This window comes from Ramlibacter ginsenosidimutans (assembly GCF_016654015.1).
GTDB lineage: Bacteria > Pseudomonadota > Gammaproteobacteria > Burkholderiales > Burkholderiaceae_C > Ramlibacter > Ramlibacter ginsenosidimutans.
Genome location: NZ_JAEPWM010000001.1, coordinates 962,995 through 988,353, shown reverse-complemented (window position 1 = coordinate 988,353; position 25,359 = coordinate 962,995). Strand labels below are relative to the sequence as shown.

Annotated in this window: 29 protein-coding genes; 18 read left to right on the top strand and 11 right to left on the bottom strand. The window is 69.5% G+C overall.

The window, feature by feature from the left end; translation table 11 throughout:
• Positions 1–6: 6 nt before the first annotated feature.
• Positions 7–690, bottom strand: a complete 684-nt coding sequence (locus JJB11_RS04870; protein WP_201166751.1) for a haloacid dehalogenase type II — start codon at positions 688–690, stop codon at positions 7–9.
• A gap of 82 nt (positions 691–772) precedes the next feature.
• The gene (locus JJB11_RS04865; protein ID WP_201166750.1) at positions 773–1,753 is read right to left on the bottom strand and encodes an amidohydrolase family protein; all 981 of its coding nucleotides are present in this window, start codon (positions 1,751–1,753) and stop codon (positions 773–775) included.
• 106 nt (positions 1,754–1,859) lie between these two features.
• On the opposite strand from JJB11_RS04865, the gene JJB11_RS04860 reads away from it, so the two are divergent.
• The 13 genes from JJB11_RS04860 (at position 1,860) to JJB11_RS26515 (ending at position 14,478) form a co-directional block, all read left to right on the top strand.
• Positions 1,860–2,813: a Bug family tripartite tricarboxylate transporter substrate binding protein gene (locus JJB11_RS04860; RefSeq protein ID WP_201166749.1), complete on the top strand. Its 954-nt coding sequence runs from the start codon at positions 1,860–1,862 to the stop codon at positions 2,811–2,813.
• Between the two features lie 161 nt (positions 2,814–2,974).
• On the top strand, positions 2,975–4,168 hold the full coding sequence (locus JJB11_RS04855) for a CaiB/BaiF CoA transferase family protein (protein ID WP_201166748.1): 1,194 nt from the start codon (positions 2,975–2,977) through the stop codon (positions 4,166–4,168).
• 68 nt (positions 4,169–4,236) lie between these two features.
• Complete coding sequence (locus JJB11_RS04850; RefSeq protein WP_201166747.1) at positions 4,237–5,166, top strand: LysR family transcriptional regulator; 930 nt, start codon at positions 4,237–4,239, stop codon at positions 5,164–5,166.
• 2 nt (positions 5,167–5,168) lie between these two features.
• The gene (locus JJB11_RS04845) at positions 5,169–5,627 is read left to right on the top strand and encodes a DUF2214 family protein (RefSeq protein ID WP_201166746.1); all 459 of its coding nucleotides are present in this window, start codon (positions 5,169–5,171) and stop codon (positions 5,625–5,627) included.
• A gap of 157 nt (positions 5,628–5,784) precedes the next feature.
• Positions 5,785–7,458: an arginine--tRNA ligase gene (gene argS / locus JJB11_RS04840; RefSeq protein WP_201166745.1), complete on the top strand. Its 1,674-nt coding sequence runs from the start codon at positions 5,785–5,787 to the stop codon at positions 7,456–7,458.
• A gap of 2 nt (positions 7,459–7,460) precedes the next feature.
• Positions 7,461–8,123, top strand: a complete 663-nt coding sequence (locus JJB11_RS04835) for an SPOR domain-containing protein (RefSeq protein ID WP_201166744.1) — start codon at positions 7,461–7,463, stop codon at positions 8,121–8,123.
• Positions 8,124–8,193: 70 nt separating this feature from the next.
• Positions 8,194–8,844 carry a thiol:disulfide interchange protein DsbA/DsbL gene (locus JJB11_RS04830; RefSeq protein WP_201166743.1) on the top strand — a complete coding sequence of 217 codons (651 nt, stop codon included), beginning with the start codon at positions 8,194–8,196 and terminating at the stop codon, positions 8,842–8,844.
• 181 nt (positions 8,845–9,025) lie between these two features.
• On the top strand, positions 9,026–9,700 hold the full coding sequence (gene lptA / locus JJB11_RS04825) for a lipopolysaccharide transport periplasmic protein LptA (RefSeq protein ID WP_201166742.1): 675 nt from the start codon (positions 9,026–9,028) through the stop codon (positions 9,698–9,700).
• Positions 9,700–10,485, top strand: a complete 786-nt coding sequence (gene lptB, locus JJB11_RS04820; protein WP_201166741.1) for an LPS export ABC transporter ATP-binding protein — start codon at positions 9,700–9,702, stop codon at positions 10,483–10,485. The genes lptA and lptB overlap by 1 nt, the downstream gene beginning before the upstream one ends.
• Before the next feature lie 22 nt (positions 10,486–10,507).
• Positions 10,508–12,052: an RNA polymerase factor sigma-54 gene (locus JJB11_RS04815; RefSeq protein ID WP_201166740.1), complete on the top strand. Its 1,545-nt coding sequence runs from the start codon at positions 10,508–10,510 to the stop codon at positions 12,050–12,052.
• A 94-nt stretch (positions 12,053–12,146) separates the two neighbouring features.
• Positions 12,147–13,379, top strand: a complete 1,233-nt coding sequence (locus JJB11_RS04810) for a THUMP domain-containing class I SAM-dependent RNA methyltransferase (protein WP_201166739.1) — start codon at positions 12,147–12,149, stop codon at positions 13,377–13,379.
• On the top strand, positions 13,363–13,770 hold the full coding sequence (locus tag JJB11_RS04805; protein ID WP_201166738.1) for a PIN domain-containing protein: 408 nt from the start codon (positions 13,363–13,365) through the stop codon (positions 13,768–13,770). The genes JJB11_RS04810 and JJB11_RS04805 overlap by 17 nt, the downstream gene beginning before the upstream one ends.
• Positions 13,771–14,199: 429 nt before the next feature.
• A complete protein-coding gene (locus JJB11_RS26515; RefSeq protein WP_201166737.1) occupies positions 14,200–14,478 on the top strand; it encodes a hypothetical protein in 279 nt (92 codons plus the stop codon).
• 27 nt (positions 14,479–14,505) lie between these two features.
• Here the strand turns inward: JJB11_RS26515 and JJB11_RS04795 are convergent, their stop codons facing one another.
• Genes JJB11_RS04795 through apaG form a run of 7 tightly spaced genes read right to left on the bottom strand, consistent with a single transcriptional unit; the run spans position 14,506 to position 19,837 of the window.
• Positions 14,506–14,988, bottom strand: a complete 483-nt coding sequence (locus tag JJB11_RS04795) for a CinA family protein (protein WP_201166736.1) — start codon at positions 14,986–14,988, stop codon at positions 14,506–14,508.
• Complete coding sequence (locus JJB11_RS04790) at positions 14,985–15,515, bottom strand: phosphatidylglycerophosphatase A family protein (RefSeq protein ID WP_201166735.1); 531 nt, start codon at positions 15,513–15,515, stop codon at positions 14,985–14,987. The genes JJB11_RS04795 and JJB11_RS04790 overlap by 4 nt, the downstream gene beginning before the upstream one ends.
• A 10-nt stretch (positions 15,516–15,525) precedes the next feature.
• Positions 15,526–16,011 carry a thermonuclease family protein gene (locus JJB11_RS04785; RefSeq protein WP_201166734.1) on the bottom strand — a complete coding sequence of 162 codons (486 nt, stop codon included), beginning with the start codon at positions 16,009–16,011 and terminating at the stop codon, positions 15,526–15,528.
• Positions 16,012–16,033: 22 nt separating this feature from the next.
• The gene (gene thiL, locus JJB11_RS04780; protein WP_201166733.1) at positions 16,034–16,999 is read right to left on the bottom strand and encodes a thiamine-phosphate kinase; all 966 of its coding nucleotides are present in this window, start codon (positions 16,997–16,999) and stop codon (positions 16,034–16,036) included.
• 13 nt (positions 17,000–17,012) lie between these two features.
• Positions 17,013–18,197, bottom strand: a complete 1,185-nt coding sequence (locus JJB11_RS04775; protein WP_201964596.1) for a YbdK family carboxylate-amine ligase — start codon at positions 18,195–18,197, stop codon at positions 17,013–17,015.
• Positions 18,190–19,443 carry a cation:proton antiporter gene (locus JJB11_RS04770; RefSeq protein WP_201166732.1) on the bottom strand — a complete coding sequence of 418 codons (1,254 nt, stop codon included), beginning with the start codon at positions 19,441–19,443 and terminating at the stop codon, positions 18,190–18,192. Before JJB11_RS04770 ends, JJB11_RS04775 begins: the two co-directional genes overlap by 8 nt.
• A gap of 16 nt (positions 19,444–19,459) precedes the next feature.
• Complete coding sequence (gene apaG, locus JJB11_RS04765) at positions 19,460–19,837, bottom strand: Co2+/Mg2+ efflux protein ApaG (RefSeq protein WP_201166731.1); 378 nt, start codon at positions 19,835–19,837, stop codon at positions 19,460–19,462.
• Between the two features lie 53 nt (positions 19,838–19,890).
• On the opposite strand from apaG, the gene rpe reads away from it, so the two are divergent.
• A complete protein-coding gene (rpe, locus tag JJB11_RS04760) occupies positions 19,891–20,577 on the top strand; it encodes a ribulose-phosphate 3-epimerase (RefSeq protein WP_201166730.1) in 687 nt (228 codons plus the stop codon).
• Here rpe and JJB11_RS04755 read toward each other — a convergent pair.
• Complete coding sequence (locus tag JJB11_RS04755) at positions 20,574–20,924, bottom strand: hypothetical protein (RefSeq protein ID WP_201166729.1); 351 nt, start codon at positions 20,922–20,924, stop codon at positions 20,574–20,576. The genes rpe and JJB11_RS04755 overlap by 4 nt on opposite strands.
• A gap of 218 nt (positions 20,925–21,142) precedes the next feature.
• On the opposite strand from JJB11_RS04755, the gene JJB11_RS26310 reads away from it, so the two are divergent.
• The 4 genes from JJB11_RS26310 to JJB11_RS04740 all read left to right on the top strand — a co-directional run bounded on the left by JJB11_RS26310 (position 21,143) and on the right by JJB11_RS04740 (position 24,609).
• Positions 21,143–21,265, top strand: a complete 123-nt coding sequence (locus JJB11_RS26310; RefSeq protein WP_277988758.1) for a hypothetical protein — start codon at positions 21,143–21,145, stop codon at positions 21,263–21,265.
• A 70-nt stretch (positions 21,266–21,335) separates the two neighbouring features.
• Positions 21,336–23,492, top strand: a complete 2,157-nt coding sequence (locus tag JJB11_RS04750; RefSeq protein ID WP_201166728.1) for a catalase — start codon at positions 21,336–21,338, stop codon at positions 23,490–23,492.
• A 135-nt stretch (positions 23,493–23,627) separates the two neighbouring features.
• Entirely contained in the window at positions 23,628–23,855 is a 228-nt protein-coding gene (locus JJB11_RS04745) for a hypothetical protein (protein ID WP_201166727.1), read from the top strand.
• A 76-nt stretch (positions 23,856–23,931) separates the two neighbouring features.
• Positions 23,932–24,609 carry a phosphoglycolate phosphatase gene (locus JJB11_RS04740; protein WP_201166726.1) on the top strand — a complete coding sequence of 226 codons (678 nt, stop codon included), beginning with the start codon at positions 23,932–23,934 and terminating at the stop codon, positions 24,607–24,609.
• On the opposite strand, the gene JJB11_RS04735 is transcribed toward JJB11_RS04740, so the two are convergent.
• Positions 24,610–25,197, bottom strand: a complete 588-nt coding sequence (locus JJB11_RS04735; RefSeq protein WP_201166725.1) for a chalcone isomerase family protein — start codon at positions 25,195–25,197, stop codon at positions 24,610–24,612. It lies immediately after the preceding gene.
• Positions 25,198–25,359 lie beyond the last annotated feature (162 nt).

The window sequence follows — 25,359 nt, the reverse complement described above, 5'->3', positions numbered from 1 at the left end:
CGGGAATCAGGATTCGAAAAAGGCGAGCACGTCGCGCAAGGTGCTGCCGGTGCGGGTGGGCTGCGTGTCCAGTTCCTCGAAGGGAAGCTGGTAGCGGTTGACCCACAGCGTGCGGTAGCCGTACCAGGTCGCGGCGAGCGCGTCCCAGGCGTTGCAGCTGACGAACAGGATGTGGCGCGCGTCGCGCCCCACGGCCTGCGTGCCGAGGCGGTAGGCCTCGGGATGCGTCTTGTACTTGCGCACGCTGTCCACGCTGATCACGTGATCGAGCAGCCCGTCCAGGCCGGCGCTGCGCACCGCGATGCCCAGCATCTCGGGGTCGCCGTTGGACAGGATGCCCGTCGTGATGCGCCGAGCTTTCAGCGCCTGCAGCACCTCGCGGTTCTCCGGGAACGCGGAGAGGTGCCGGTACTGGTTCATCAGCTGCTGCTCGCGTTCGGCCGTGAGGTCGAGCCCAAGCCGCTTGCAGGCGTAGCGCAGGCCGGCGCGGGTCAGCTCCCAGAAGGGCCGGTAGTGCGCGCCGTCGTTGCTGGTGGTGACGAGCCGCGTGTACTCGATCTGCTTGTCGCGCCAGAGCACGGACAGCGCCTGGCCGTGCCCCGGGAACAGTTGTTCCGCGAGCAGGCCGACGCTGTACACGTCGAACAGCGTGCCATACGCATCGAACAGCACCGCCTTGGGATGGTCCATGGCGGTACTCTATTCCGAACCTTGCCCGACATTAATGCCGGGGAAGGTGAGGAATCCGTGACTTGATGTTCGCTAATCCGGCTCAGAACGCGAAAATGCGTTCCGCATTGCGAGAGCGGATCGCGTGCATCTGCGCTTCCGGCAGTGCCGCCGTGTTCGCGAACGCGCCCTTGGTGTCGTGCACCCAGTGCGGCCAGTCGGTGCCGAACATCACGTGCTCGTGGCCGACGATGGAGATCAGGTACTGCAGCGGCCGCAGGTCGTAGGTGATGCTGTCGTAATAGATATGGCGCAGGTAGTCGGTGGGCTTGCGCTTCATCTGGCGGCGCTGCGGCAGTTCGACCTCGTCGCCCTTCTCGAAGCGGCCGACCAGGTAGGGCAGGGTGCCGCCGCCGTGGGAGGCGATGATCTTCAGGTTCGGGTACTGGTCGAAGAAGCCCTCGAAGATCATGCGCGTGATCGCCAGCGTGGTGTCGAACATGAAGCCGACCGACCAGCTGAGGTCGAACTTGGTCATGTCCATGGAGTCGACGCCGGGCGGGTCGGTGGGATGCACCAGCACCGGCAGCTTGCGGTCGTCGATCGCCTTCCAGACCGGCGCGAACATCGGGTCGGTGAGGCTCTTGCCGGCCACGTTGGCCAGCACCATCACGCCCACCGCGCCCTTGGTGCAGCTGCGTTCGAGTTCCTCCAGCGCGCGTTGCGGGTACTCCCAGGGCAGCGAGGCGAACCAGCGGATGCGGTCGGGATAGCGCGACTGCGCGTCGGCGACGTTGTCGTTCGCCTCGCGCGCGGCCTGCACGCTGATGTCCTCGCCGCCCCAGTACACGTTGGGACAGGTCAGCGACACGACGGACACGTCGATCTTCGCCTGGTCCATGTGCGCGATGCGCAGCTCCCAGTCGAAGTGGCCCTTCTGCGGCAGCACCACCGGCGTGTTGCCGCGGAAGATCTCGCGCTGCCCGTCGGGTCGGGTCTGCACGTTGTAGATGCCGCTCTTTTCCTGCAGCAGCTCCAGCCACTTGCGGGTGAACATGTGCGTGTGGATGTCGATGACGGTCAAGCCTGGTCTCCTTGTGTGTGGCCTCAGGGTGCGACCGGATGGCCGCCGCGCGCCCGCTCGGCTACTGTTTAACATGTTAAATGATGACGATCGCAGGAGACATCCGATGAAACGCCGCCAGTTCGCCGCCCTTGCCGGCGCCACCCTCGCCGCCCCCGCGGTGTTCGCGCAGAACCGCACGACGCGCATCCTGGTCGGGTTCGCGCCAGGCGGCTCCGCCGACGTCATCGCGCGGCTCATGACCGAGAAGATGAGTGCTTCCCTCGGACAGAACGTCATCGTCGACAACAAGCCGGGCGCCGCCGGCCGGCTGGTGCTCGGCGAACTGAAGCGCGCCGCGCCCGATGGCCAGACGCTGGTGCTGTCGCCGAGCGGGGCGCTCGTGATCGCGCCCTGGCTGTACAACAACCTGCCTTACGACCCGATCAAGGACTTCACGCCGGTTGCGCGCGTCGTGACCTTCGACTTCGCCGTCACCGTCGGTCCGGGCGCGCCCAAGGGCGACCTGAAGACCGTGCTCGCCTGGATGAAGGAGAACCCGAGCAAGGCCAACTACGCGACCTCCGGCGCCGGCACCGTGCCGCACTTCGCGGGCCTGATGCTGTCGCAGGCGGCGGGCGTGCCGCTTACGCACGTCGCCTACAAGGGCGGCGCGCCGGCGGCGCAGGACCTGATCGGCGGCCAGATCCCGCTGATGGTGGACACGGCGTCCGAGACCATCGAGCACCACCGGGCCGGCAAGGTGCGCATCCTGGCCGTCACGGGCGCGCACCGTTCGAAGTCGCTGCCCGACGTGCCCACGCTGAAGGAGCAGGGGATCGACATGGAGGCGGAAGCGTTCTTCGGCCTGTACGGCCCGGCGGGCATGCAGCCCGACGTGGTCGCGCGCATCGACCGCGCGGTGGCCGAGGCGCTGAAGGATCCCGCGATCCAGGAAAAGATCTACGGCTACGGCCTGGTGCCCGCGTACGCGCCGTCCTCGGAGCTGGCGGTCACGCAGGCTGCACACCTCAAGCGCTGGGAAGCGCCGATCAAGGCCTCCGGCTTCAGGCCGGAGTGAGTCATTCACCGCGAAGAGTCGCAAGCGACTTTTCACGGTGGCCTGATCGGTGTGGAGAGGACCGGCAAAGCCGGAGTCTTCTTCACCAGCGAGACGGCGCTGCATGTTGTTCCGTGCGGTCCACGTGCCCCTGCGCGGAGGCCCTGCAGCACAATCCGGCCATGCGCGAGCCTGCTGACAACAAACCCCCGGAGTCCCTCCCTTACGCCGGCATCCGCGTCGTCGAGTTCACCCACATGGTCATGGGCCCCACCTGCGGGCTCGTGCTGGGTGACCTCGGCGCGGAAGTCATCAAGGTGGAGCCGCCCGGTGGCGACAACACGCGTCGGCTGCTCGGCTCGGGCGCCGGTTTCTTCCCGCTGTTCAACCGCAACAAGAAGAGCATCGTGCTCGACCTGCAGACGCCGGCCGGACGCGAAGCGGCGCTGCGCCTGGTCGGTACGGCGGATGTGGTCAGCGAGAACTTCCGGCCCGGCACGATGAAGAAGCTGGGCCTGGACCACGCAACCATCTCCCGCCTCAACCCGCGCGTGATTTCGGTGAGCCACAAAGGCTTCCTCCCGGGGCCCTACGACCACCGCACCGCACTCGACGAAGTCGTGCAGATGATGGGCGGCCTCGCCTACATGACGGGCCGCCCCGGTGACCCGCTGCGCGCGGGCAGCAGCGTGAACGACATCATGGGCGGCATGTTCGGCGCCATCGGCGCGATGGCGGCGCTGGCGCAACGGGAGAAGACCGGGCGGGGCCAGGAAGTGCAGAGCGCCCTGTTCGAGAACAACGTGTTCCTGGTCGCACAGCACATGATGCAGTTCGCCGTCACCGGCCAGCCGGCCGCGCCCATGCCGGGACGCATCTCGGCCTGGGGCGTCTACGACGTGTTCACGGTCAAGGACGGCGAACAGATCTTCCTGGCGGCGGTAAGCGACAGCCAGTGGAAGGTGTTCTGCGACGCCTTCGGTTTCGCGGACCTGCTGGCCGATGCGCGCCTGCAGAGCAACAACGATCGCGTGCAGGTGCGCGACTGGCTCATTCCGCTGCTGCGCGAGCGGCTGGCACGCCACAGCGCGGCGGAGCTCGCGGCGGTGTTCGAGCGGAACGGCTTGCCGTTCGCGCCGATCACGCAACCGGAGCAGTTGTTCGACGACCCGCACCTGAACGCCACGGGCGGGCTCGCGCCGCTGCAGCTGCAGGACGGCCGCGAGACGAAGGTGCCCTTGCTGCCGCTGACACTCGACGGCCACCGTCCGGCCGTACGCCTGCAGCCGCCCGCCTTGAACGAGCACGGGCCCGCGCTGCTGCGCGAGCTGGGCTACTCGCAAGAGCAGATCGCGCAGCTGGCCGCCCCCGGCTGAACGCGCGCGGCGCAATCGCCGCCCGAATGTGTTGGATTGCTGACCCCGGCGCGCATAATCGGCGCCGCATGGACAAGCTCAAGCAGCTGGAATCCTTCGTCTCGGTCGCCACCAAGGGCAGCCTCACCGCCGCGGCGCGGGCAGAGGGCGTCGCTCCCGCGATCATGGGCCGGCGCATCGATGCACTCGAGGAGCGGCTGGGCGTGAAGCTGCTGGTGCGCACCACGCGGCGCATCAGCCTCACGCACGAAGGCAGCGCCTTCCTGGAGGATTGCCAGCGCCTGCTGGCCGACTTCGCTAACGCGGAGGCCAGCGTCAGCGCCGGCGGCGTCAAGGCCAGCGGCCACCTGCGCATCACCGCGCCGGCCGGCTTCGGCCGCCGCCACGTCGCACCGCTGGTGCCGCGCTTTCGCGAACTGCACCAGGACGTGACCATCTCCCTCAATCTCAGCGACCGCGTGGTCGACGTCCCCGGGGAAGGCTTCGACTGCGCGGTGCGCGTCGGCGACTTTCCGGATTCGTCGCTGGTCGCGGTGCGCCTGGCCGACAACCGCCGCCTGTGCGTGGCCACGCCCGGCTACCTGAAGCGCCACGGCACGCCGCAGCATCCCGACGACCTGGCGAAGTTCGACTGCCTCACGCTGTCCAGCGATGCCTCGCAGACGCGGGGCTGGGCCTTCCTGTTGCCGGAGGCGGGCGGCGAAGGCGGGCTCACGCACTTCCGGCCGGCGGGACCCCTGGACTGCTCGGACGGGCAGGTGCTGCACGACTGGTGCCTGCAGGGCTGGGGCATCGCCTGGCGCAGCACCTGGGAGGTGGAGCACGAGATCAGCGAAGGCCGGCTGGTGGAAGTGCTGGCCGAGTTCGCGGCGCCACCGAACGGCATCTACGCCGTCTTTCCGCAGCGCAAGCACCTGCCCCTGCGGGTGCGGCTGTGGATCGACTTCCTCAAGCACCATTACGCCCAGCCGCAGTTCTGGCGCGGTTCACCCTCCTGACCATGGTCCTCGAATCCATCCTCGCGTATCTCCACATCTCCGCCATCCTCGCGCTGGTGGTGTTCATCAGCAGCGAGGCCGCGCTGTGCCGGCCCGAGTGGATGAACGCCACGGTGGTCGAGCGCCTGGTGAAGGTGGATCGCATCTACGGCATCTCGGCCGCCGCCGTGCTGGTGACCGGGCTGCTGCGCATCTTCCTGGGCGTGAAGGGCAGTGGCTGGTACGTGCACAACTGGCTGCTGCACCTGAAGATCGCCGCCTTCGTGGTCGTGGCCCTGATCTCCATCGCGCCCACCCTGCGCTTCCTGCGCTGGCGCAAGGCCTTGCGCGCGGACGGCTCGCTGCCGACCGCGGACGAAGTGCGGCGCGCGCGCAAGCTGGTGATGCTCCAGGCGCACATCATTCCCTTGATCCCGCTCGCCGCCGTGTTCCTGGCGCGGGGCTTCGGCGCGAAGGGCTGAGAAGCTGTGAACGAATGGCTCGCACCCGCGCGAGCCGTCCTGACGCCCGTCGGGACACAGGCACCCCGTCGCGGGCGCGATCCATTCATTCACAGCTTCTGGCGGACATTCCGCGTCTCGCGGGTGCCTCGCCACCCCAGCTTCTAGAATCGGCCCAATGCTCCAAGCCAAACAAGACTTGCTCGCCGCGCTGGCGGCCGGGCTGGACCAGCTGTCCCCGGGCGCGGGCGCGAAGGCGACGTTCGAGCTGCCCAAGGTCGCGGCGCACGGCGACCTCGCCTGCACCGCGGCGATGCAGCTCGCCAAGCCGCTGAAGCGCAACCCCCGCCAGCTGGCCGAAACGCTGCGTGACGGCCTGCTGGCCACCCCCGCGTTCCAGCGCTGGGTCGACGCGGTGGACATCGCGGGCCCCGGCTTCCTCAACATCCGCCTGAAGCAGGCAGCCAAGCAGGAGGTCGTGCGCGAGGTGCTCGCCTTAGGCGCCGGCTTCGGCCAGCAGCCGCTGCACGGACGCCGCGTGCTGGTCGAATTCGTGTCCGCCAATCCCACGGGGCCCCTGCACGTGGGCCACGGGCGCCAGGCGGCGCTGGGTGACGCGATCTGCAACCTGTACGCCACGCAGGGCTGGAACGTCCATCGCGAGTTCTATTACAACGACGCCGGCGTGCAGATCCAGACGCTGGCCACCTCGGTGCAGTTGCGCGCCAAGGGCTTCAAGCCCGGCGACCCGCAGTGGCCCGAGGCGGCCTACAACGGCGACTACATCCAGGAGATCGCCAACGACTTCCTCGCGCGCAAGACGGTGAAGTCGGACGACCGCGAGTTCACGGCCAGCGGCGATCCCGACGACCTCGACGGCATCCGCCTGTTCGCAGTCGCATACCTGCGCCACGAGCAGGACCTGGACCTGCAGGCGTTCGCGGTCCGATTCGACCAGTACTACCTCGAGTCGAGCCTCTACACCAGCGGCAAGGTCGACGCGGTGGTGCAGCGGCTGCGCGACGCGGGCAAGACCTACGAGCACGAAGGCGCCTTGTGGCTGAAGTCCACCGAGTACGGGGACGACAAGGACCGCGTGATGCGCAAGGGCGACGGCAGCTACACCTACTTCGTGCCGGACGTCGCGTACCACATCACCAAGTGGGAGCGCGGCTTCACCAAGGTCGTGAATATCCAGGGCACGGACCACCACGGCACGATCGCGCGGGTGCGCGCGGGACTGCAGGCGGCGGGCGTCGGCATTCCCGAGGGCTATCCCGACTACGTGCTGCACACGATGGTCCGCGTGATGCGCGGTGGCCAGGAGGTGAAGATCTCCAAGCGCGCCGGCAGCTACGTGACGCTGCGCGACCTGATCGAATGGACCAGCAAGGACGCGGTGCGCTTCTTCCTGCTGTCGCGAAAGCCCGACACGGAATACGTGTTCGACGTCGACCTCGCCCTGGCGCAGAACAACGACAACCCCGTGTACTACGTCCAGTATGCGCACGCGCGCATCTGCTCGGTGCTCGCGGCCTGGGGCGGCGACCCGCGCAGCCTGGCCGGCGCGGACCTGTCGTCGCTGGAGCATCCGGCTGCGTTGAATCTCATGCTGCAGCTGGCGCGCTACCCGGAGATGCTCACTGCGGCGGCGACGGATTTCGCCCCGCACGACGTCTCGTTCTACCTGCGCGAGCTGGCGGCGGCGTATCACAGTTACTACGACGCGGAGCGCATCCTGGTGGACGACGACAAGCTGAAACAAGCGCGGCTCGCGCTCGTGGCTGCGGTCGCGCAGGTGTTGCACAATGGACTGGCTGTGCTGGGCGTGAGTGCCCCGGCCAAGATGTGAGCATGAAACCAAAGCAACGCGGCAACACCCTCGTCGGGATCATCATCGGCATCGTTCTGGGCCTGGCGGCGGCCCTCGCGGTGGCCGTCTACGTCACGAAGGTGCCCGTGCCCTTCCTGAACAAGGGCGCGAGCCGGTCGGCGGAACAGGACGCCGCCGAATCGCGCAAGAACCAGAACTGGGATCCGAACGCACCGCTGTACGGGAAGAATCCCGCCAAGCCGCTGCCGCCTGCGCCCGGCATCCCGGCCAGCGCCGCGGCGGCGCCCACGGCACCGTTCGCGAAGGCGCCCGAGTCGGCGCAGCCGGCCCAGGGCGCGAGCGCCGGCAAGGACAAGCAGCCCGAGGCGCCTGCAGTGGCGGGCCGGCCTGCGCCGGCCGATCCGCTGGGCGAACTGGCCGCCGCCAAGAGCGGTGGCGGCACCGACCCCTTCATCTATTTCGTGCAGGCCGGCGCCTTCCGCACGCCGGAGGACGCCGAAGCGCAGCGCGCCAAGCTGTCCCTCATGGGCATCGAGGCCAAGGTCTCCGAGCGCGAGCAATCGGGCCGGCAGGTGTACCGCGTGCGCGTGGGTCCGTTCAACAGCAAGGACGACGCGGACCGGCAGAAGGACAAGCTGGACTCCGGCGGTTTCGACACCGCGCTGGTGCGCGTCCAGCGGTAGCGGCGCAGCGCCCGGCGGCGGAACCATCGCCGGGGCCGCCGCTCAGAGCCTCTTCAAGGAGAAAACAGCAATGAATCGTCGCGAGTTCGCGGGCAGCGCGGCCGCCCTGGTGGGTGCCTCCGCGCTGGCCTGGCCGCAGCTGGGGCTGGCCCAGGGCAAGCCGGAGGACGGCAAGGACTTCCACACCCTGGACGGCAGGGCGCCGGTGGAAGCGCCCGCGGGCAAGATCGAGGTGGTCGAGTTCTTCTGGTACAGCTGCCCCCACTGCAATGCCTTCGAGCCCCTGCTCAATACCTGGCTCAAGAAGCTGCCGCCGGACGTGTCCTTCCGCCGCGTGCCCGTCGCGTTCCGCGACGACTTCGTGCCGCAGCAGCGCCTCTACTACACGCTGGAAGCGATGGGCAAGGTCGACGAACTGCACGACAAGGTGTTCGCCGCGATCCACCAGCAGCACCTGCCCACCGACCGCGAGGACCGCATCCTCGATTTCGCCGAGCGCAATGGCCTCGACCGCGCGAAGTTCCAGGCGATGTACAACTCGTTCGGCGTGGCCACCAAGGCGCGCAAGGCGAAGCAGTTGCAGGACGACTACCAGGTCGACGGCGTGCCCGCCATCGGCGTGGCGGGCCGCTACTACACGGACGGCACCATGGCCGGCAGCATGGAGCGCGCGCTGATGGTGGTGGACTACCTGGTCGCACAGGCGCGCACCCGCAAGTGAGTCGCAGGCGTCGCCCCGGCGGGGGGCGACGTTCGTTCCCGAGGCCATAGGCCGGGGGCAGGGCGCAGCCGAGGGCGCCGGCTTGAGCTGCGTCGCATTCGCTCGATCGCATGCAAAGAGACCCGTGCATCGCCGCGTGCAATGCGATCCCCGGTACAATCGCAGCAAGATTCGTGCCGATATGAAGAACATCCCCTCGCTCCTCGCGCTGGCACTGGCCCTGGCGGCCGCCCCTGTCTTCGCCGAGAAGGCCGATCGCGACAAGCCGATGAACGTCGAGGCCGACTCGCTGCGCTACGACGACCTGCAGCAGACCAGCGTGTTCACCGGCAAGGTCGTGGTGACCAAGGGAACCATCGTGATCCGCGGCGGCAAGATGACCGTGCACCAGGACCCCGAGGGCTACCAGTACGGCGTGGTGACGGCGGAGCCCGGCAAGCGCGCCTTCTTTCGCCAGAAGCGCGAAGGCGTCGACGAATTCATCGAGGGCGAGGGCGACTCCATCGATTACGACGGCAAGGCCGACCGCGTGAAGTTCATCGGGCGCGCGGAGATGCGGCGCCTGCGCGGTGCGACCGTCAATGACGAGACCAGCGGCTCGGTCATCACCTACGACAACTCCAACGACCAGTTCACGGTGGACGGCGGCGTCGCCGCGGCCACGCCGTCGAATCCCGGCGGGCGGGTGAAGGCGACGCTGGCACCCCGCCAGGCGGCTTCCGGCGCCGCCGCCGCTTCCGGCACCGCCGCCTCCGGCGCCGCGGCGGCCGCATCGGCACCGCGCCCGGCCGCTTCGGCGACGCCGCCGGCGCGCTTGCGTCCGTCGACCACGCTGGGGCAGCAGGAGGTTCGTTGATGGGGGATGCCGAGACAGTGCACGCCGCGCCCGCGGCAGCGGTCGCCAGCCGCCTGGAGGCGCGGCACCTGCGGAAGTCCTATGGCGGGCGCAAGGTGGTGCAGGACGTCTCGGTCAGCGTCGGCAAGGGCGAGGTCGTGGGCCTGCTCGGGCCCAACGGCGCCGGCAAGACGACGTCCTTCTACATGATCGTCGGCCTGGTGCGCGCCGACGGCGGCGAGATCTCCATCGCCGGCCAGGCCGTGGAGCACATGCCGATCCATCGCCGCTCGCGCCTCGGCCTGTCCTACCTGCCGCAGGAAGCGTCGATCTTCCGCAAGCTGAACGTGCAGGACAACGTGCGCGCCGTGCTGGAGCTGCAGCGGGACGAGAGCGGCCGGCAGCTCCCGGGCGCGGAGATCGAGCGGCGCCTGACGCGCCTGCTGCAGGACCTGCGGGTGGACCACCTGCGCGACTCCCCGGCGCTGGCACTGTCCGGCGGCGAGCGGCGCCGGGTGGAGATCGCGCGCGCGCTGGCGACCCAGCCGCAATTCATCCTGCTGGACGAGCCCTTCGCCGGCATCGACCCCATCGCCGTGATCGAGATCCAGCGCATCATCGGCTTCCTCAAGTCGCGCGGCATCGGTGTGCTGATCACCGACCACAACGTGCGCGAGACGCTGGGCATCTGCGACCACGCCTACATCATCAGCGAGGGCAGCGTGCTGGCGCAGGGCACGCCCGCCGAAATCGTGAACAACGCCGACGTGCGCCGGGTCTACCTCGGCGAGCACTTCAGGATGTGATGCGGACCCCCGGGCAGGACGTATGAAACAGGGGCTCTCGCTCCGGGTCTCCCAGCACCTGGCGCTCACGCCGCAGCTGCAGCAGTCGATCCGCCTGCTGCAGTTGTCCACGCTCGAACTGGGCCAGGAGATCCAGCAGATGCTGGACGAAAACCCGTTCCTGGAGGTGCAGGGCGACGATGCGCCAGAGGAGTTCGGCATCGCGACCTCCGATGCGCGCGCGCAGGACGACGGCGAATCCGAATCCGCGTACGAGCCTGCGCCTGCCGCCGAGGCGACGAGCAGCACGCCCGCGAGCGAGCCCGAAGGCGAGCCGGAAGAGGCGCCGAGCTGGGAGGGCGATGGCACCACCGAGACCGTGGCCGACGACGGCGAGTGGGGCGGCGATGCGCCGGCCGCGCGCCGCGACACCGGCGACGAGGAAGTCGACGCCACCGACCTCGCGCGCGGCAGCGAGTCGCTCCCCTCCTGGCTGCACCGGCAGGCGCTGTCGCTGCGCCTGTCCGAAACGGACCGGATGGCGCTGCGCTTCCTGATCGAATCGCTCAACGACGACGGCTACCTTGAGGACTCGCTGGAGGAGCTCGCCCGCGGTCTCGCGCCCGACGACCTGGAACAGCAGGAAGAGTTGCAGCACCGCTTCACGGTCGCCCTGCGCCTGCTGCAGAGCCTCGACCCGCCCGGCGTCGGTGCGCGCAACCTGGCCGAGTGCCTGATGCTGCAGCTGCGGGCGATGCAGGACACGAGCCCGGGCAACGCGGTGTGCCCCATCGCCATCAAGGTGTGCCAGCAACCGATCGACCTGCTCGCCAAGCGCGACGTGCGCCGGCTCGCGCAGTTATGCGGCGGCAGCGACGCGGAGGTCAAGTCCGCGATCGCGCTGATCACCCGCCTGGAACCGAAGCCGGGTCGGCGCTTCATCGACGTGGAGCGCAACATCGTCGTGCCGGACGTGATCGTCACGCAGGTGGGCCGCGGGCCGCGCATGAACTTCCGCGTGCAACTCAATCCCGACGTGATGCCACGCCTGCGCGTGCACGACGTCTATGCGGGCGCGCTGAAGGCGCACCGTGGCGAAGGGCACCAGGCGCTGCAGCAGCGCCTGCAGGAGGCGCGCTGGTTCATCAAGAACATCCAGCAGCGCTTCGACACCATCCTGCGCGTGTCGTCCGCCATCGTGGAGCGGCAGCGCAACTTCTTCATCCACGGCGAGCTGGCGATGCGCCCGCTGGTGTTGCGCGAGATCGCCGACGAGCTGGGGCTGCACGAGTCCACCATCTCGCGCGTGACGACGGCCAAGTACATGGCCACGCCCTTCGGCACCTTCGAGCTGAAGTACTTCTTCGGCTCCGCGCTCGGCACGGAGACCGGCGGCAACGCCTCCAGCACCGCGGTGCGCGCACTGATCCGCCAGTTCGTCGCCGCCGAGAATGCGAACAAGCCGCTGTCGGACAGCCAGATCTCCGAGCTGCTCAAGGAGCAGGGGATCGAATGCGCGCGCCGCACGGTGGCGAAGTACCGCGAGGCGCTGCGGATCGCGCCCGCCAACCTGCGCAAGGCGCTATGAGCGCCGCACGGCCGCCCGAAGGCGCTCGCCCCCTCCGCTTGCGGAGGGGGGAGGCGAAGGTCGCGCAGCGGACAAGCCTGGGGGAGGTTTGCTGATGATGCAATTCCATTTGTTCCTGCCTTGTGCCGGCGGCGTCGAAGCCTGGCTGGCCGAGGAAGTGACGCGCGTGTGCGGCGATGCGGCGCGTGACGTGCGCACCGCGCGTGGCGGCGTGCAACTGCTCGCCGGCTGGCCCGAGGTGATGAAGCTCAACCTGCAAAGCCGGCTCGCCGTGCGCGTGCTGGTGCAGCTTGCGCACCAGCCCTACCGCGCCGAGCAGGATCTCTACGACGCCGCATCGGCGATCGCGTGGGAGCAGTGGTTCTCCACGCGCGACAGCTTCAAGATCGAGATCACCGCGCACGCCAGCCCGCTCAAGAGCCTGAACTTCGCTGCGTTGCGGATCAAGGACGCGGTGGCCGACCGCTTCCGCGATCGGGGCGGCGCCCGGCCGGACGTCGACACCCAGCGCCCGGTGGTTCGCATCTTTGCGCACCTCGGCGCGGACACCGTGACGATCTACATGGACACCTCGGGCGAGCCGCTGTTCAAGCGCGGCTGGCGCGAAGACAAGGGCGAGGCGCCGCTGAAGGAGACGCTGGCCGCCGCGATGATCGCGGCCAGCGGCTGGGACGCGCGCACGCCGCTGTACGACCCGTGCTGCGGCAGCGGCACCATCGCGATCGAGGCCGCGCAGGTCGCCTGCAACATCGCGCCCGGGCTGCTGCGCCGCTTCGGCTTCGAGCGGCTGAAGCTGCACGCGCCCGCCGAATGGCAGGCGCTGAAGGCCGAGGCGCAGGCGGCGCGCCACGCACCCACGGCAGCGATCTTCGGCAGCGACGTGGCCTTCCGCATGGTCGACTTCGCGCAGCGCAACGCGGAACGCGCGGGCGTCGCCGATGCCGTGCAGTTCCGTGGCGGCGACGCGCTGCAGCGCATGCCGCCCGGCGATGCGCCCGGCGTGATGCTGCTGAACCCGCCTTACGGCGAGCGCATCGAGGCCGCGGGCATCGCGGGCCGCGGCCGGGGCGGCCGCGAGCAGGCGCAGATGGAGCAGGCCGGCGACTTCTTCGCGCAGCTCGCCACGCACTGGAAGCGCCACTACGCGGGCTGGACCGCGTGGGTGCTGTCGCCGGATGCCAAGCTGCCCGGCCGCATGCGGCTGAAGGAAACCCGCAGGGTGCCGATGTGGAACGGCGCGATCGAGTGCCGCCTGTTCCGCTTCGACATGGTTGCTGGCTCGGCCCGCGAGCCGCGGGGCGCGCGCAGCGATGCAGCTGGTTCTTGACACCAACATCGTGCTGGACCTGCTGGTCTTCCGCGACCCGCGGGTGCAGCCGATCGACCGCGGGCTCGCAGCGGGCGCCCTGCGCTGGGTGGCCACCGCCGCGATGCGCGAAGAGCTCGCGCGCGTGCTCGACTATCCCAAGATCGCGGCGCGGGTCCGCTTCCACCGCGGCGCCGCCGACCCCGTGCTCGCCGACTTCGACCGTCACGCGGTGCTGGTCGACGCACCCGCCAAGGCGCCCGTCACCTGCGGCGATCCGGACGACCAGAAGTTCATCGACCTCGCCGTCGCGCACCGCTGCACGCTGCTCAGCAAGGACCGCGAGGTGCTGCGCATGAAGAAGCGCCTGGCCGGCCTGCAGGTGCTGGCGATGACCTGCCTGCCGGCCTGAGCCGACGCCAGCGCCAGGTCAGCGCATCTTCCTACGCGCGGCGACCGCGGGTACCGACGTCCTGCTCGGCCGGTGCCGCTAACTTCTGCGCTCCAACGAACACCACAGCCACGCCATGTCCGACCTTCGCCTGCCCGATGCGCCAGCCCCTGCCACTGGGGACGGCGCCCCTGTGAGCACCGCGGCGCTTGCGCCCTGCAACGAGTGCCTGGGCTCCGGCGGCTGGTTCCGATACGAACCTGCGCTCGAGCCTTCGCCCGGCCTGCTCTACCTGTCCTGCCTCCACTGCCGGGGAAGCGGTCGGATGGCCCAGCCATGGGGCTGAGTACTACATGCTGTGTCAGCCGGTATCTGTGCGTCAGCAGCACGGGTCCGACAGGCCACGCTCCAGGCACGTGGAATGCTACGTACCAACAAGAGAGCGACGCCGTGAACGAACCCACCAGCCCAGAAGACCGCGATGCCCGCCTGGTGCGCAACCTGCTGGCGCTGCGCATGGTGCTGGCGATGGACCAGATGCAGACCGGCCGCTGGAGCGACCGGATCGAGGAGCTCGACCAGGAACTGGCCAGCCTGGGTCACGACATGAAGTCGACGGCGGCGTCCGCCACGGAGAGCCTGCGCCGGACCTTCCTGCTGCCGCGCCTGGTCAACCGAAGAAAGCGCGCAACGCATCGGCCACCGCCGCGGGCTGTTCCTCGGGAATGAAGTGCCCCGCGGGCAGGGCCTGCCCGCTCACGCGACCAGTGCCAGCAGGCGTGTGAGCGCGTGCCGCACCGTGGCGTCGCGCACGGCCGTGCGATCGCCGTCGAAGCGGCGCGTCTCGCTGGTGAGCTGGCCATCGACCTGGAAGCCGAACCAGACCGTGCCCACCGGCTTCTCCGCGGAGCCGCCCGTGGGTCCTGCGACGCCGGTGACGGCGACGCTCACCTGCGCGTGCGAATGGCGGATGGCGCCGAACGCCATGGCGCGGGCGACCACTTCGCTCACCGCACCGTGCTGCTCGATGAGTGCCGGGTCCACGCCCAGCAACTCGCTCTTCGCCGCATTGGAATACGTGACGAAGCCGCGTTCGAACCAGTTGCTCGAGCCGCTGAGATCGGTGCAGGCCGCCGCAATGAGGCCGCCCGTGCAGCTTTCGGCCGTGGCGAGCATGCGGCCCGTCGCCACCAGCCGGGTGGCAAGTTCGGTGCACAGGCGCAGCGTGTCTTCGTTCATGTCCAGGTCCTCCAGGCGGCCAGCACCAGCAGCGTACAGAAGGCCGCGACCAGGTCGTCGACGAGGATGCCGAAACCCCCACGCCAGCCGCCGCCCTTGAACGCCGTGTCGGCCCAGCCCACCGGCCCGGGCTTGACGGCGTCGAAGAACCGGAACAGGGCGAAGGCGGCGAACTGCGCGATCCAGCCCGCCGGCAGCAGAAGCCACAGCACGATCCAGAAGGCGGCGATCTCGTCCCACACCACCGCCGACGGATCGGCGATGCGCAGGTTGCGCGCCGTGACCGTGCAAGCCCACCAGCCCACCGCGAGCGACAGCGCGATGACGGCCGCCAGCTGCGCCGGCGCCAGCCAGTGGTACAGCACCAGGAACATCAGCCACGCCCACAGCGTGCCCCAGGTCCCGGGCGCCCAAGGCGCGAGCCCGCTGCCGAAGCCGAGGGCCAGCACGTGCGCGGGATGCGCCAGCATGAAGCGCACGGTCGGTTGGCGCGGCGACTCGGCGGATACGGGCAGGGGCACTTCCATGGAGCCGATGTTAGCGAGCGGCCGGGCAGGAGCCGAAGCGCTGGCGGAAGAGGCGCGGCTCCAGCGCGCCGGGACTCGCCCACAAGCCCTTGCGCTCCCGCCGCGCCTGCTCTTCGAGCGCGCCATGCTTGCCCGGGCGGCCATGGAAGCGCATGGCCCAGGCGTAGCCATTGGCGACCAGCCAGCGGCCCACGTCCTCGCGGCGGTGCTCGACGTGCGCGAGCTGCCGGCCGTAGCTGTCGCTGCCGCGGGTGCGCACCCGCACGGCCGCATGGAGCACGCGCGCCCGCAAGGCCTGCGTCGCCTGCGCACCGAACGGCTGGCAGCTCTCCGGCGCATCGACATCCAGCAGGCGCAGCTCGATGGTGCGGCCACCGCCATCGGGGCGGACCCAGAGCGTGTCGCCGTCCGTGACGTAGGTGACCGTCGCGTGGAAGCTGGCGGCGTGCAGCGCCGGGGCGATCGCCAGCAGCAGGAGCACGAGCCGGCGCTTCATGCGAAGGCGCGCGCCCGCGGGCTCATGCGCGGAAATGATCGAAGCCGGCGAACTCCTGCGCCAGCGTGCGCCCCTGGGCGTCGCGCACGCGCAGTCCGGGCTCGGCGGTGATCGTGCCGATGCGCGTCACCGGCCCCCGGGCCTGCTGCGCGGCGGCGAGCACTTCGGCGGTGCGCCCGGGCGCCGCGGTGAAGGCCAGCTCGTAATCGTCACCGCCGGCGAACACGCATTCCTGCACGCGCTCGATCGGCAATTGCAGGCCGGTGCGCAGTGCAGCCAGCAACTGCGGCGCGCATTCGGCATCGACGATCGCACCGACGCCGGAACGCTCCAGCACGTGAGCGACGTCGCCCAGCAGGCCATCGCTGATGTCGATCGCGGACGAGGCGATGCCGCGCAAGGCGAGCCCCAGTTCGACCCGCGGCGTGGGCCGGTCCAGGCGGTCGCGCGCCACCGCCAGCACGTCCGGCGGCAGCGCGATGGTCCCGCGCAGGGCTTCCAGCGCGAGCCGCGCATCGCCCAGCGTGCCGCTCACCCACAACGCGTCGCCCGCGCGCGCGCCCGAGCGCAGCAGCGCCTGCCCGGCGGGCACTTCGCCGAACACGGTGATGCCGATGGTGAGTGGTCCGGCAGTCGTGTCGCCGCCGACCAGTTCGCAGTCGTGCGCATCGGCGAGCGCGAACAGGCCTTCGGAAAAAGCCGCGAGCCAGGCTTCGTCCACGCGCGGCAGCGCCAGCGCCAGCGTGAAGGCGAGCGGCTGGGCCGCGCAGGCAGCGAGGTCGCTCAGGTTCACGGCGAGCGACTTGTGGCCGAGCGAGCGTGGATCCACCGTCGGCAGGAAGTGGCGCCCTTCGACCAGGAGGTCCGTGGACACGGCTAGCTGCATGCCGGGCGCGGGCTGCAGCAGCGCGCAGTCGTCGCCCACGCCCAGCGGGTTGCGCCGCGCCGGCCGGGTGAAGTAGCGCGCGATGAGGTCGAATTCGCCCATGGTCGGGGCGAGCTTACCCGCGCGCGCGCGGACCGCGGAACCGGTCGGCCGCCTGGCGCACGGTTTCGGCCAGCAGGCGTTCGCGCGACTGCGTCTCGCGCAGCCAGCGCGCATCGTTCACGCCCATGTCGGCGCTCTGGCGCAGCAGGTCGAGGGCCGCGCTCGCGCCGACGTCGCGTGCGTGCGGTTCCACCCGCTCCAGGGTCTGCAGGATGTGTTCGCGCAGCGGCAGGTGCGTGCCGGTTTCGGGCTCGACGTACACCGCTTCCAGGCCGAAGCGGCAGGCCTGGAAGCGGTTGTAGGTGTAGACCATGTAGTCGTCTTCCTGGGGCGCGAAAGGCTGCTCGTGCAGGAACCACGCGCCCAGCGACTGCACGAAACCGGCCAGCGCCGCCGCGCGCTCGATGGTGAGCGGCGTGTCGAACACGCGGATCTCGATGGTCCCGTATTCGGGCTTCGGCCGGATGTCCCAGTAGAAGTCCTTCATGCTCTTCACGACGCCGGTGCGCGTGGTCTTGGCAAAGAAGCGGGCGAACTCCTCCCAGCGCAGCGTGAACGGCGCCCGGCCCGACATCGGAAAGGCGAACACGGAATTGAGCCGGGCCGAATCGAACTGCGTGTCCTGCCCCTGCACGAACGGCGAGCTCGCAGACAGCGCGATGAAGTGCGGGATGTAGCGGGACATCCGGTGCAGCATGAGCAGGGCCTCGTCGGGGCCCGGACAACCCACGTGCACGTGCTGGCCGAAGATGGTGAACTGCTTGGAGAGGTAGCCGTAGAGCTCCGAGAGCTGGCGAAAGCGCGGCCGGTCGTAGATGCGCTGCTCGTGCCACATCTGGAACGGGTGGGTGCCGCCGCCGACACAGGCGATATTGAGCCGGTCGGCGCAGCGCACCAGCGCGTCGCGCATCTGGGCGAGCTCGCCGAGGACCTCGCTGCAGGAATGGCAGACGCCGGTCGAGACCTCGATCATGCTGGAGGTCATCTCCGGGACGACGGAGCCCGGCAGCGGGATCTTCGCCATCAGGCGCAGCATTTCGTCCGAGTAGGGCGCGAGGTCGTAGTCGTGGGTGTTGACCAGCTGCAGCTCCAGTTCCACGCCGAGCGAGAGCGCGGCCGATTCGCGGAACCGCTCCAGCGTCGGCGCCTCGACCGGCGGGATGGTGGAATGCAGCTGCGGCTCGATGCGGCTATCCACGCGCGTCTCCGCTCGCGAGGCTGTCGCGCCGCTCCAGCGGCCGGGCGCTCTCGCCGGCGCGGTAGATCGCGAACGTGGTGATCATCGCGCCCAGGATTTCCATCATCAGGATCGCCGGCAGGGCGATGCTGGCGATGCGCGGCCCCAGCGAGCTGGCCGAACTCACGAACTCCGAGACCAGCAGCAGCGCGATGGCCGACATCGGCGACATCGCGCAGGCCACCCAGAACGCCTGCCGCCAGCTGGTGCCGCTGCCGGGATTGGCCAGCTCCACGCCCACGGTCTTGCTCACGGCGCGCGTGAGCACCAGCGCGCCGACCAGTCCCACCACCGAGGGATTCCATTCGGCCTTGGCTGCCACGACGGACACGAGCACGAACATGAGCATCGTGAGCAGGGTCGCCGCCGCCCCGAGCTGCCGCGTCCAGGCCCAGGGGCGCGCATAAAGCTGCTTGAGCATGAGCCCGCCGATCAGCGCGGCCAGCGGCGCCGAGCCGCCGAAGTGCGCGGCCAGCGCGGTTGCCGCCGCGATCAGCGTCACCAGCACGATGGACGTGTTCTCGCTGGTCGGGCTCATGAAGCGCAACGCCGAACGCAGGGACAGCGCGAGCAGCGCACCGACGACGAAGGAGACGCCCAGCACGACCATCACCGGATAAAGGCTGCCGAACACGGTCGTCTGTTCGCTGTGCAGCGTCCCGGCGCGCGCGCTCACCAGGGTGAGGGCGTAGAACGTGCTGAGGGTGGAGAGCACGAGCGCCCGCTCGGTCACGGGTCCCGCCGCGCGCGTGTCCATGACCACGCGGCTGAGCACCGCCGGCGAACCGGCCATCGCGATCAGGCCCAGCCCCTCGGCGACGTTGGCGCGCACGTCCAGCCAGCGCAGCACGTAGTACACGGCCAGCGCCGTCAGCACCGACTCGAGCAGGCTTTGCAGCAGCACCATGGGGTTGTGCCGGAACCAGCGCAGCGCGATCCGGCCGCCCGACTCGAACAGCACGACCGACACGCCGAGCTGCAACAGGAACAAGGCCACGCCCTGCAGGGGCCAGGCCGCACCCGAGAAGCCCGCCAGTCCCGCGAGCGTGCCGACGAGGGAATAGCCGACGACCTTGGGCAGGCCGCTGTAGCGTTGCAGCAGATGCCCCGCCGCGGCCGCGAGCGCGAGCAGCAGCGACCACTGGACGGTGGGCAGGCCGGCGGACGGCTTCACCCACTCGGCCCAGATGGCCATGACCTCGTCCATGCGCAGGCGCGGACGCTCAGTGCAGGACGCGGCGGTTGCCGTCGTCCAGCACGAACTCGGGGATCTCGACCTCGAAGCGCTCGCCGTCCTCGGCGACGCAGAAATAGCTGCCGCGCATGGTGCCGCTCGCGGTGCGCAGCCGGCAGCCGCTGGTGTACTCGAAGGATTCGCCGGGACGCAGCAGCGGCTGCTGGCCGACCACCCCCAGCCCCTTCACCTCCTCGATCTCGCCGAGTTCGTTGGTGATGATCCAGTGCCGCGAGATGAGCTGCGCGGGCACCTCGCCGGTGTTGCGGATGGTGATGGTGTAGGCGAAGCTCCAGAGCCCCTGGGCCGGCGAGGACTGCTCGGGCAGGAACTGCGGGAGCACCTGGACCTGGAAGGCGTGGCGCATGCGCAATGCTACCCCGGCGCGCCCGTCCCCGGACTGTTTGCGACAATTGCGCCATGAGCCAGCGCACCTTCCGCATCGCCCCGTCCATCCTCTCCGCCGATTTCGCCCGGCTGGGCGAGGAGGTCCGCAACGTGATCGCCGCCGGGGCCGACTGGATCCACTTCGACGTGATGGACAACCATTACGTGCCGAACCTCACCTTCGGGCCGATGGTGTGCGCGGCGCTCAAGCCCCACGCGAAGCGGGCGGACGGCACGCCGGTGCCGATCGACGTGCACCTGATGGTGCAGCCGGTCGATGCACTCGCGCAGGCGTTCGCCGACGCCGGCGCCGACTACATCAGCTTCCACCCCGATGCGTCCGCCCACGTGCACCGCAGCGTGCAGGCGATCAAGGCGGCGGGCTGCAAGGCGGGGCTCACCTTCAACCCCGCCGCGCCGCTCGATGTGCTGGACTGGGTGCTGGACGACATCGACCTGGTGCTGGTCATGAGCGTGAACCCGGGCTTCGGCGGCCAGAGCTTCATCGATTCGGCGCTGCGCAAGATCGAACTGGCGCGCAAGCGCATCGATGCGAGCGGGCGCGACATCCGCCTGGAAGTCGACGGCGGCATCAAGGCCGACAACATCGCCCGCGTGGCTTCGGCCGGCGCCGACACGTTCGTGGCGGGCAGCGCGATCTTCGGCAAGCCCGATTACCGCGCCGTCATCGACGGGATGCGCAAGCAGCTGCGGGGCTAGCGACGAGGCGCGGTTCCGCGCCCGCGCCCGGCCACATCGCCGCCCTGGTTCTGGTTGACCTTGTCCTGCGGCGCGGGTGCGCTCTCCTGCTGCAGGCGGTGGTAGGTCGCATCGCTTTCCTGGGCGCGGCTGGTGTCCTGTTCGCCCGAGACCTGCGCGTCGTGCGCGATCTTTCCCATCTCGCGGTTGCTGGCGCTGTCCGCCGCCTGCGAGTCCGCTGACTCATCGTGCTCGAAGGGCTCGCGCGCCTTCGGCGACTGGGTCTCGCCCTGCGCGCTGACGGTGCTGCCGCGCGAAGGCGGGAGTGCTTCGTCGTGGCGTTCTTCTTTCCTCGGGGTCTGGCTCACGCTGTTCTCCTGGTCGAAAGGCATCGTGCGCCTGCCACTGCGGCGCGACGGTAGGACGGCACCGCAGCAGCCAGCCGATCGCTCATGCGGTCGTCGGAGTCGTCCTACCCCAGCAGGCGGCTTCCCCGCACAAACTCGCCCGCTGAAGGGCTACGGGCCGCGCAGATGAGGCTTGGTCCAATGCGGAACCGCACAAACAAGACCCAAGGGAGCAGCGGATGGAGATCGCAACTGATGTACCCGCATGGCTGACGTGGCTCGTGGCCACCGGCGTCGGCGTGCTTGCCGTCGCGCTGCTGACCCGCTCGCTGGAGGCGGTCCTCGACCTGGACCGGGGCTGACCTGCGCGAGGGCGCGATCGCGCCGCAGTCTCCCGTCTCGCAACGGGTCCAACAACAACAGGAGTGATCGATGGCCTCTTCCCGCTCGGACGGCTCGCGCAAGTCCAAGGCCGGCGATGCGGTTGCGCAGCGCCAGAAGCAGCTCGAGTCTTTCACGCAGGGACCGGAAGCGCAGCTCACCACCGACGACGGGGTGCTGCTGCCCGACAACCACAACTCGCTGAAGGCGGGCCTGCGCGGCCCCACGCTGCTGCAGGACTTCCTGCTGCGCGAAAAGCTCTCCCACTTCGACCATGAGCGCATCCCCGAACGCGTGATCTTCGCGCGCGGCGCAGGCGCCCACGGTTACTTCGAGCTGACGCGGCCCCTCGTCGAATACACGCGTGCCGATTTCCTGCAAGAGGTCGGCGGCCGCACGCCGGTGTTCGTGCGCTTCTCCAACATGATGGGTGCGCAGGGGTCCGCCGACACGGTGCGCGACGTGCGCGGCTTCGCCGTCAAGTTCTATACGCGCGAAGGCACGTACGACCTGGTCGGGAGCAACCTGCCCGTGTTCTTCGTGCAGGACGCGATGAAGCTGCCCGACCTGGTGCACGCCATGAAGCCGGAGCCGCACAACGGCATGCCGCAGGCGTCCAGCGCGCACGACAGCTTCTGGGATTTCGTCTCGCTGATGCCCGAGAGCTCGCACGCGCTGATGTGGCTGATGTCCGACCGCGCCCTGCCGCGCAGCTACCGGATGATGGAAGGCTTCGGCGTGCACACCTTCCGCTTCGTGAATGCGCGCGGCGTGTCGCACTTCGTGAAGTTCCACTGGCGTCCCAAGCTGGGCAAGCACGCCCTGTGTCCCGACGAGGCGGCGCGCATCGCGGGCCGCGACCCGGACTTCCTGCGGCGCGACCTCTGGGATGCCATCGAGCGCGGCGACTTCCCCGAGTGGGAACTGGGGCTGCAGCTGGTCGAGGAGGCGCGCGCGGAGAAGCTCGGGATCGACCTGCTGGACGCGACCAAGCTGCTGCCCGAGGAGCAGGTGCCGGTGCTCGTGGTCGGCCGGCTGGTGCTCAATCGCAATCCGGAAAACTTCTTCGCGGAGACGGAGCAGGTCGCGTTCCACCCGGGGCACGTGGTGCCGGGCATCGATTTCAGCAACGACCCGCTGCTGCAAGGGCGACTCTTCTCGTACAGCGACGCGCAGCTCGGACGCCTCGGCGGCCCCAATCACGGCGAGTTGCCGATCAACCGCGGCGTCTGCCCGGTCCACAACTTCCAGCGCGACGGCCGCAGCCGCATCGGCATCCCGCGAGGGCGCGTCGCGTACGAGCCCAACACCCTGGCCAATGGCTCGGAGTTTCGCGTGGACGGCGGCGAGCAGGGCTTCCAGAGCGCCGAGGTGCCGCTGGAAGGCGTGCACATCCGCCGGCGCAGCCCCAGTTTCGACGACCATTTCGGGCAGGCCACCCTGTTCTGGAACAGCCAGGGCAGCTGGGAGAAGGAGCACATCGTCTCCGCGTTCCAGTACGAGCTGTCGCGGGTGGACACGCCCGCGGTGCGCCAGCGCGTGGTCGACAACCTCGCGCACGTGGACATGCGGCTCGCCCGCAAGGTCGCGGAGCCGCTGGGCATCGGCCCGCCGGATCCGCGCGCGGCCGCGGGCCAGGCCGGTTATCGCGAACCGCAGGGCAAGCCGGCGCTGGAGTCGGCGCCATCGCTCGGCATGGAAGGCAATGGCGGCGGCATCCAGACCCGCAAGATCGCCGTGGTGCTCGCGGCCGGCGCGGAGCTCGGCGCCTACAAGGTGATCCAGCAGGCGCTGCAGGACGCGGGTGCCATCACCAAGGTGGTGGCACCCGCGCTGGGCACGGTGGCGTCTTCCTCCGGCCAGCAAGTGCCGGTGGATCACACCTTCCAGTCCATGCCCTCGGTGATGTTCGATGCGGTGCTGGTGCCCGGCGGGGCGGCGAGCGCGCAGGCGCTGGCCAGCAACCGCGAGGCGATGCAGTTCGTGCTGGAGGCCTACCGGCATTGCAAGCCGCTGTGCCTGATCGGCGAGTCGGTGGAGCTGCTGCGGCAGTCCGGCATCGCCAGCGCGGACGCCCCGGCGCCCGCCGGTGTGATCATCGGCACCAACGAGCCGACCACCCGGCTTCAGATGGCGCAGGACTTCATCGGCGCGATCGGGAAGCACAGGCACTGGTCGCGCGGTTTCGTCGAGCAGGCCGCTGGCTGAACGCGGGAGGGGACGACGCCTGCGCGTAGGACGGTCCCTACACGGGGATGTCGGATGGTCTGACTGCGCACTCCGATGGGGCGAGGCCCAATGCGTTGCTTGGCCACCCCGGCCATGCCCGCAGGAGTCAGCAGCATGCCCCTGAAGATCAGCAAGCCGGAACCGTGGAGCTTCGGCCGCGGCTTCGCTTCCAAGGACCCGGAGCGCCAGCGCGAGGTGGTCGGCTTCGTGCGCCCTGCCACGATCGAGACCACGCCCTCCGCGCGCCCGACCGTGCGCAGCCCGTGCCTGGACTGGATGCGTGTGCAGCCCGAGCGCGACAACGGCAACTTCGAAGGCAGCAGCAGCCGGCGCGGCCGCTGAGCTGTCCTTCTCGCGACAAAGCCAGGGCATGCCCTGGCTTTTTTCATGGCGGTGCGCCGGCCGCTATCCTCGACCCATGCCTCTTGCTTTCCGCGCCCCCTTGCACGCCGCCATCATCGACCTGGACGGAACCCTGGTCGACACGCTGGGCGACTTTACGGCCGCCCTGAACGCGATGCTGGACGTCCTGGACCTGCCCGCGGTCGACGCGCAGACGGTCGGGCGCTTCATCGGCAAGGGCTCGGAACACCTGATTCAGGCCACCCTCGCGCACCTGGGCGCGCCCGCGTCGCTCTATCCGCAGGGATGGGACGCGTACCAGTCCGCCTACCGCGAGTTGAACGGCCGCTGGGCGCGCGTTTATCCCGGGGTCGAAGAAGGCCTGCGGGCGCTGCAGGCCGCCGGCCTGCGCCTGGCCTGCCTCACGAACAAACCCGGCGAGTTCGCCCGCGCCTTGCTGCGCCAGAAGGGGCTGGCCCACGCCTTCGACTGCGTGTTCGGTGGCGACGCCTTCGAACGCAAGAAACCGGACCCGCTGCCGCTGCTCAAGACCTGCGAGGCCCTGTCCACCGCGCCTGCTGCGACGCTGGTGGTCGGCGATTCGCGCAACGACGCCGCGGCTGCCCGTGCGGCGCACTGTCCGGTGGTGCTGGTCACCTACGGGTACAACCATGGCGAGCCGGTGCGCGCGGTCGACGCCGACGCGTTCGTGGACTCGCTGGCCGAGCTCGGCGCCTTGCTGCCGCGGCGCTGATCAGGCCGGCTTGCCGAGCAGGCTGTCCTTCAGCTTCCAGTCGGCGGGCACGGGGCCCAGCCAGATGCGCATCAGCGCACTGAAGAACTCGGGCTCCTTGAAGGGCTCGCCCTGCTGCACGCCGCGCACGCTGACCACCGTGCCCGCGCCCGGGACCCAGTCCAGCGTGAACTGGTCGCCGGCCTTCAGGTTCTTGTGGTCGGTGAAGATCTGGCTCATGCGCATGAGTCCGGGAATCAGCTTGGCCATGGCGCCGCGGTCCATGTTGTCCTCCACGCCGCGGATGAACAGCCTGCCGAGTTCCGAGGCGTCGATGTCGCGCAGCATCACCACGGACATGCGCTTGGCGCCCGGCAAGGCCAGGACGTCTTCGGGCGTGCCCGCCTTCTTCTGCAGGTACAGGGCTGCGGTGTACACCTTGAACGGGCCCTTGTAGCGGATCCCCGCGCCGTTGAGCGTGAGCCTGGCGCCGCGCAGGTCGGTGGTGTCCTCGTACTTCACCCCCGCCAGGGTGACATCGGCCCGCGCCAGCAGGGGCAGCAACAGGCAGGTGGCGACGAGCAGGCCGGCCAATCGGGAAATGCGCATGGGTGCCTCTACGTTTTGTTACGAGGGCCCGCATTGTTGTGGCAGGTGGCGGCGGGCCGTCAGTCGCACGGGCGACATCCAGCCTGGGGGGAAACGGTGCGCGGGACATTGCCCTTTGGGCCAGTGGGCAGCGCGTACAGGAGGCCTATAACACGAGGTCCT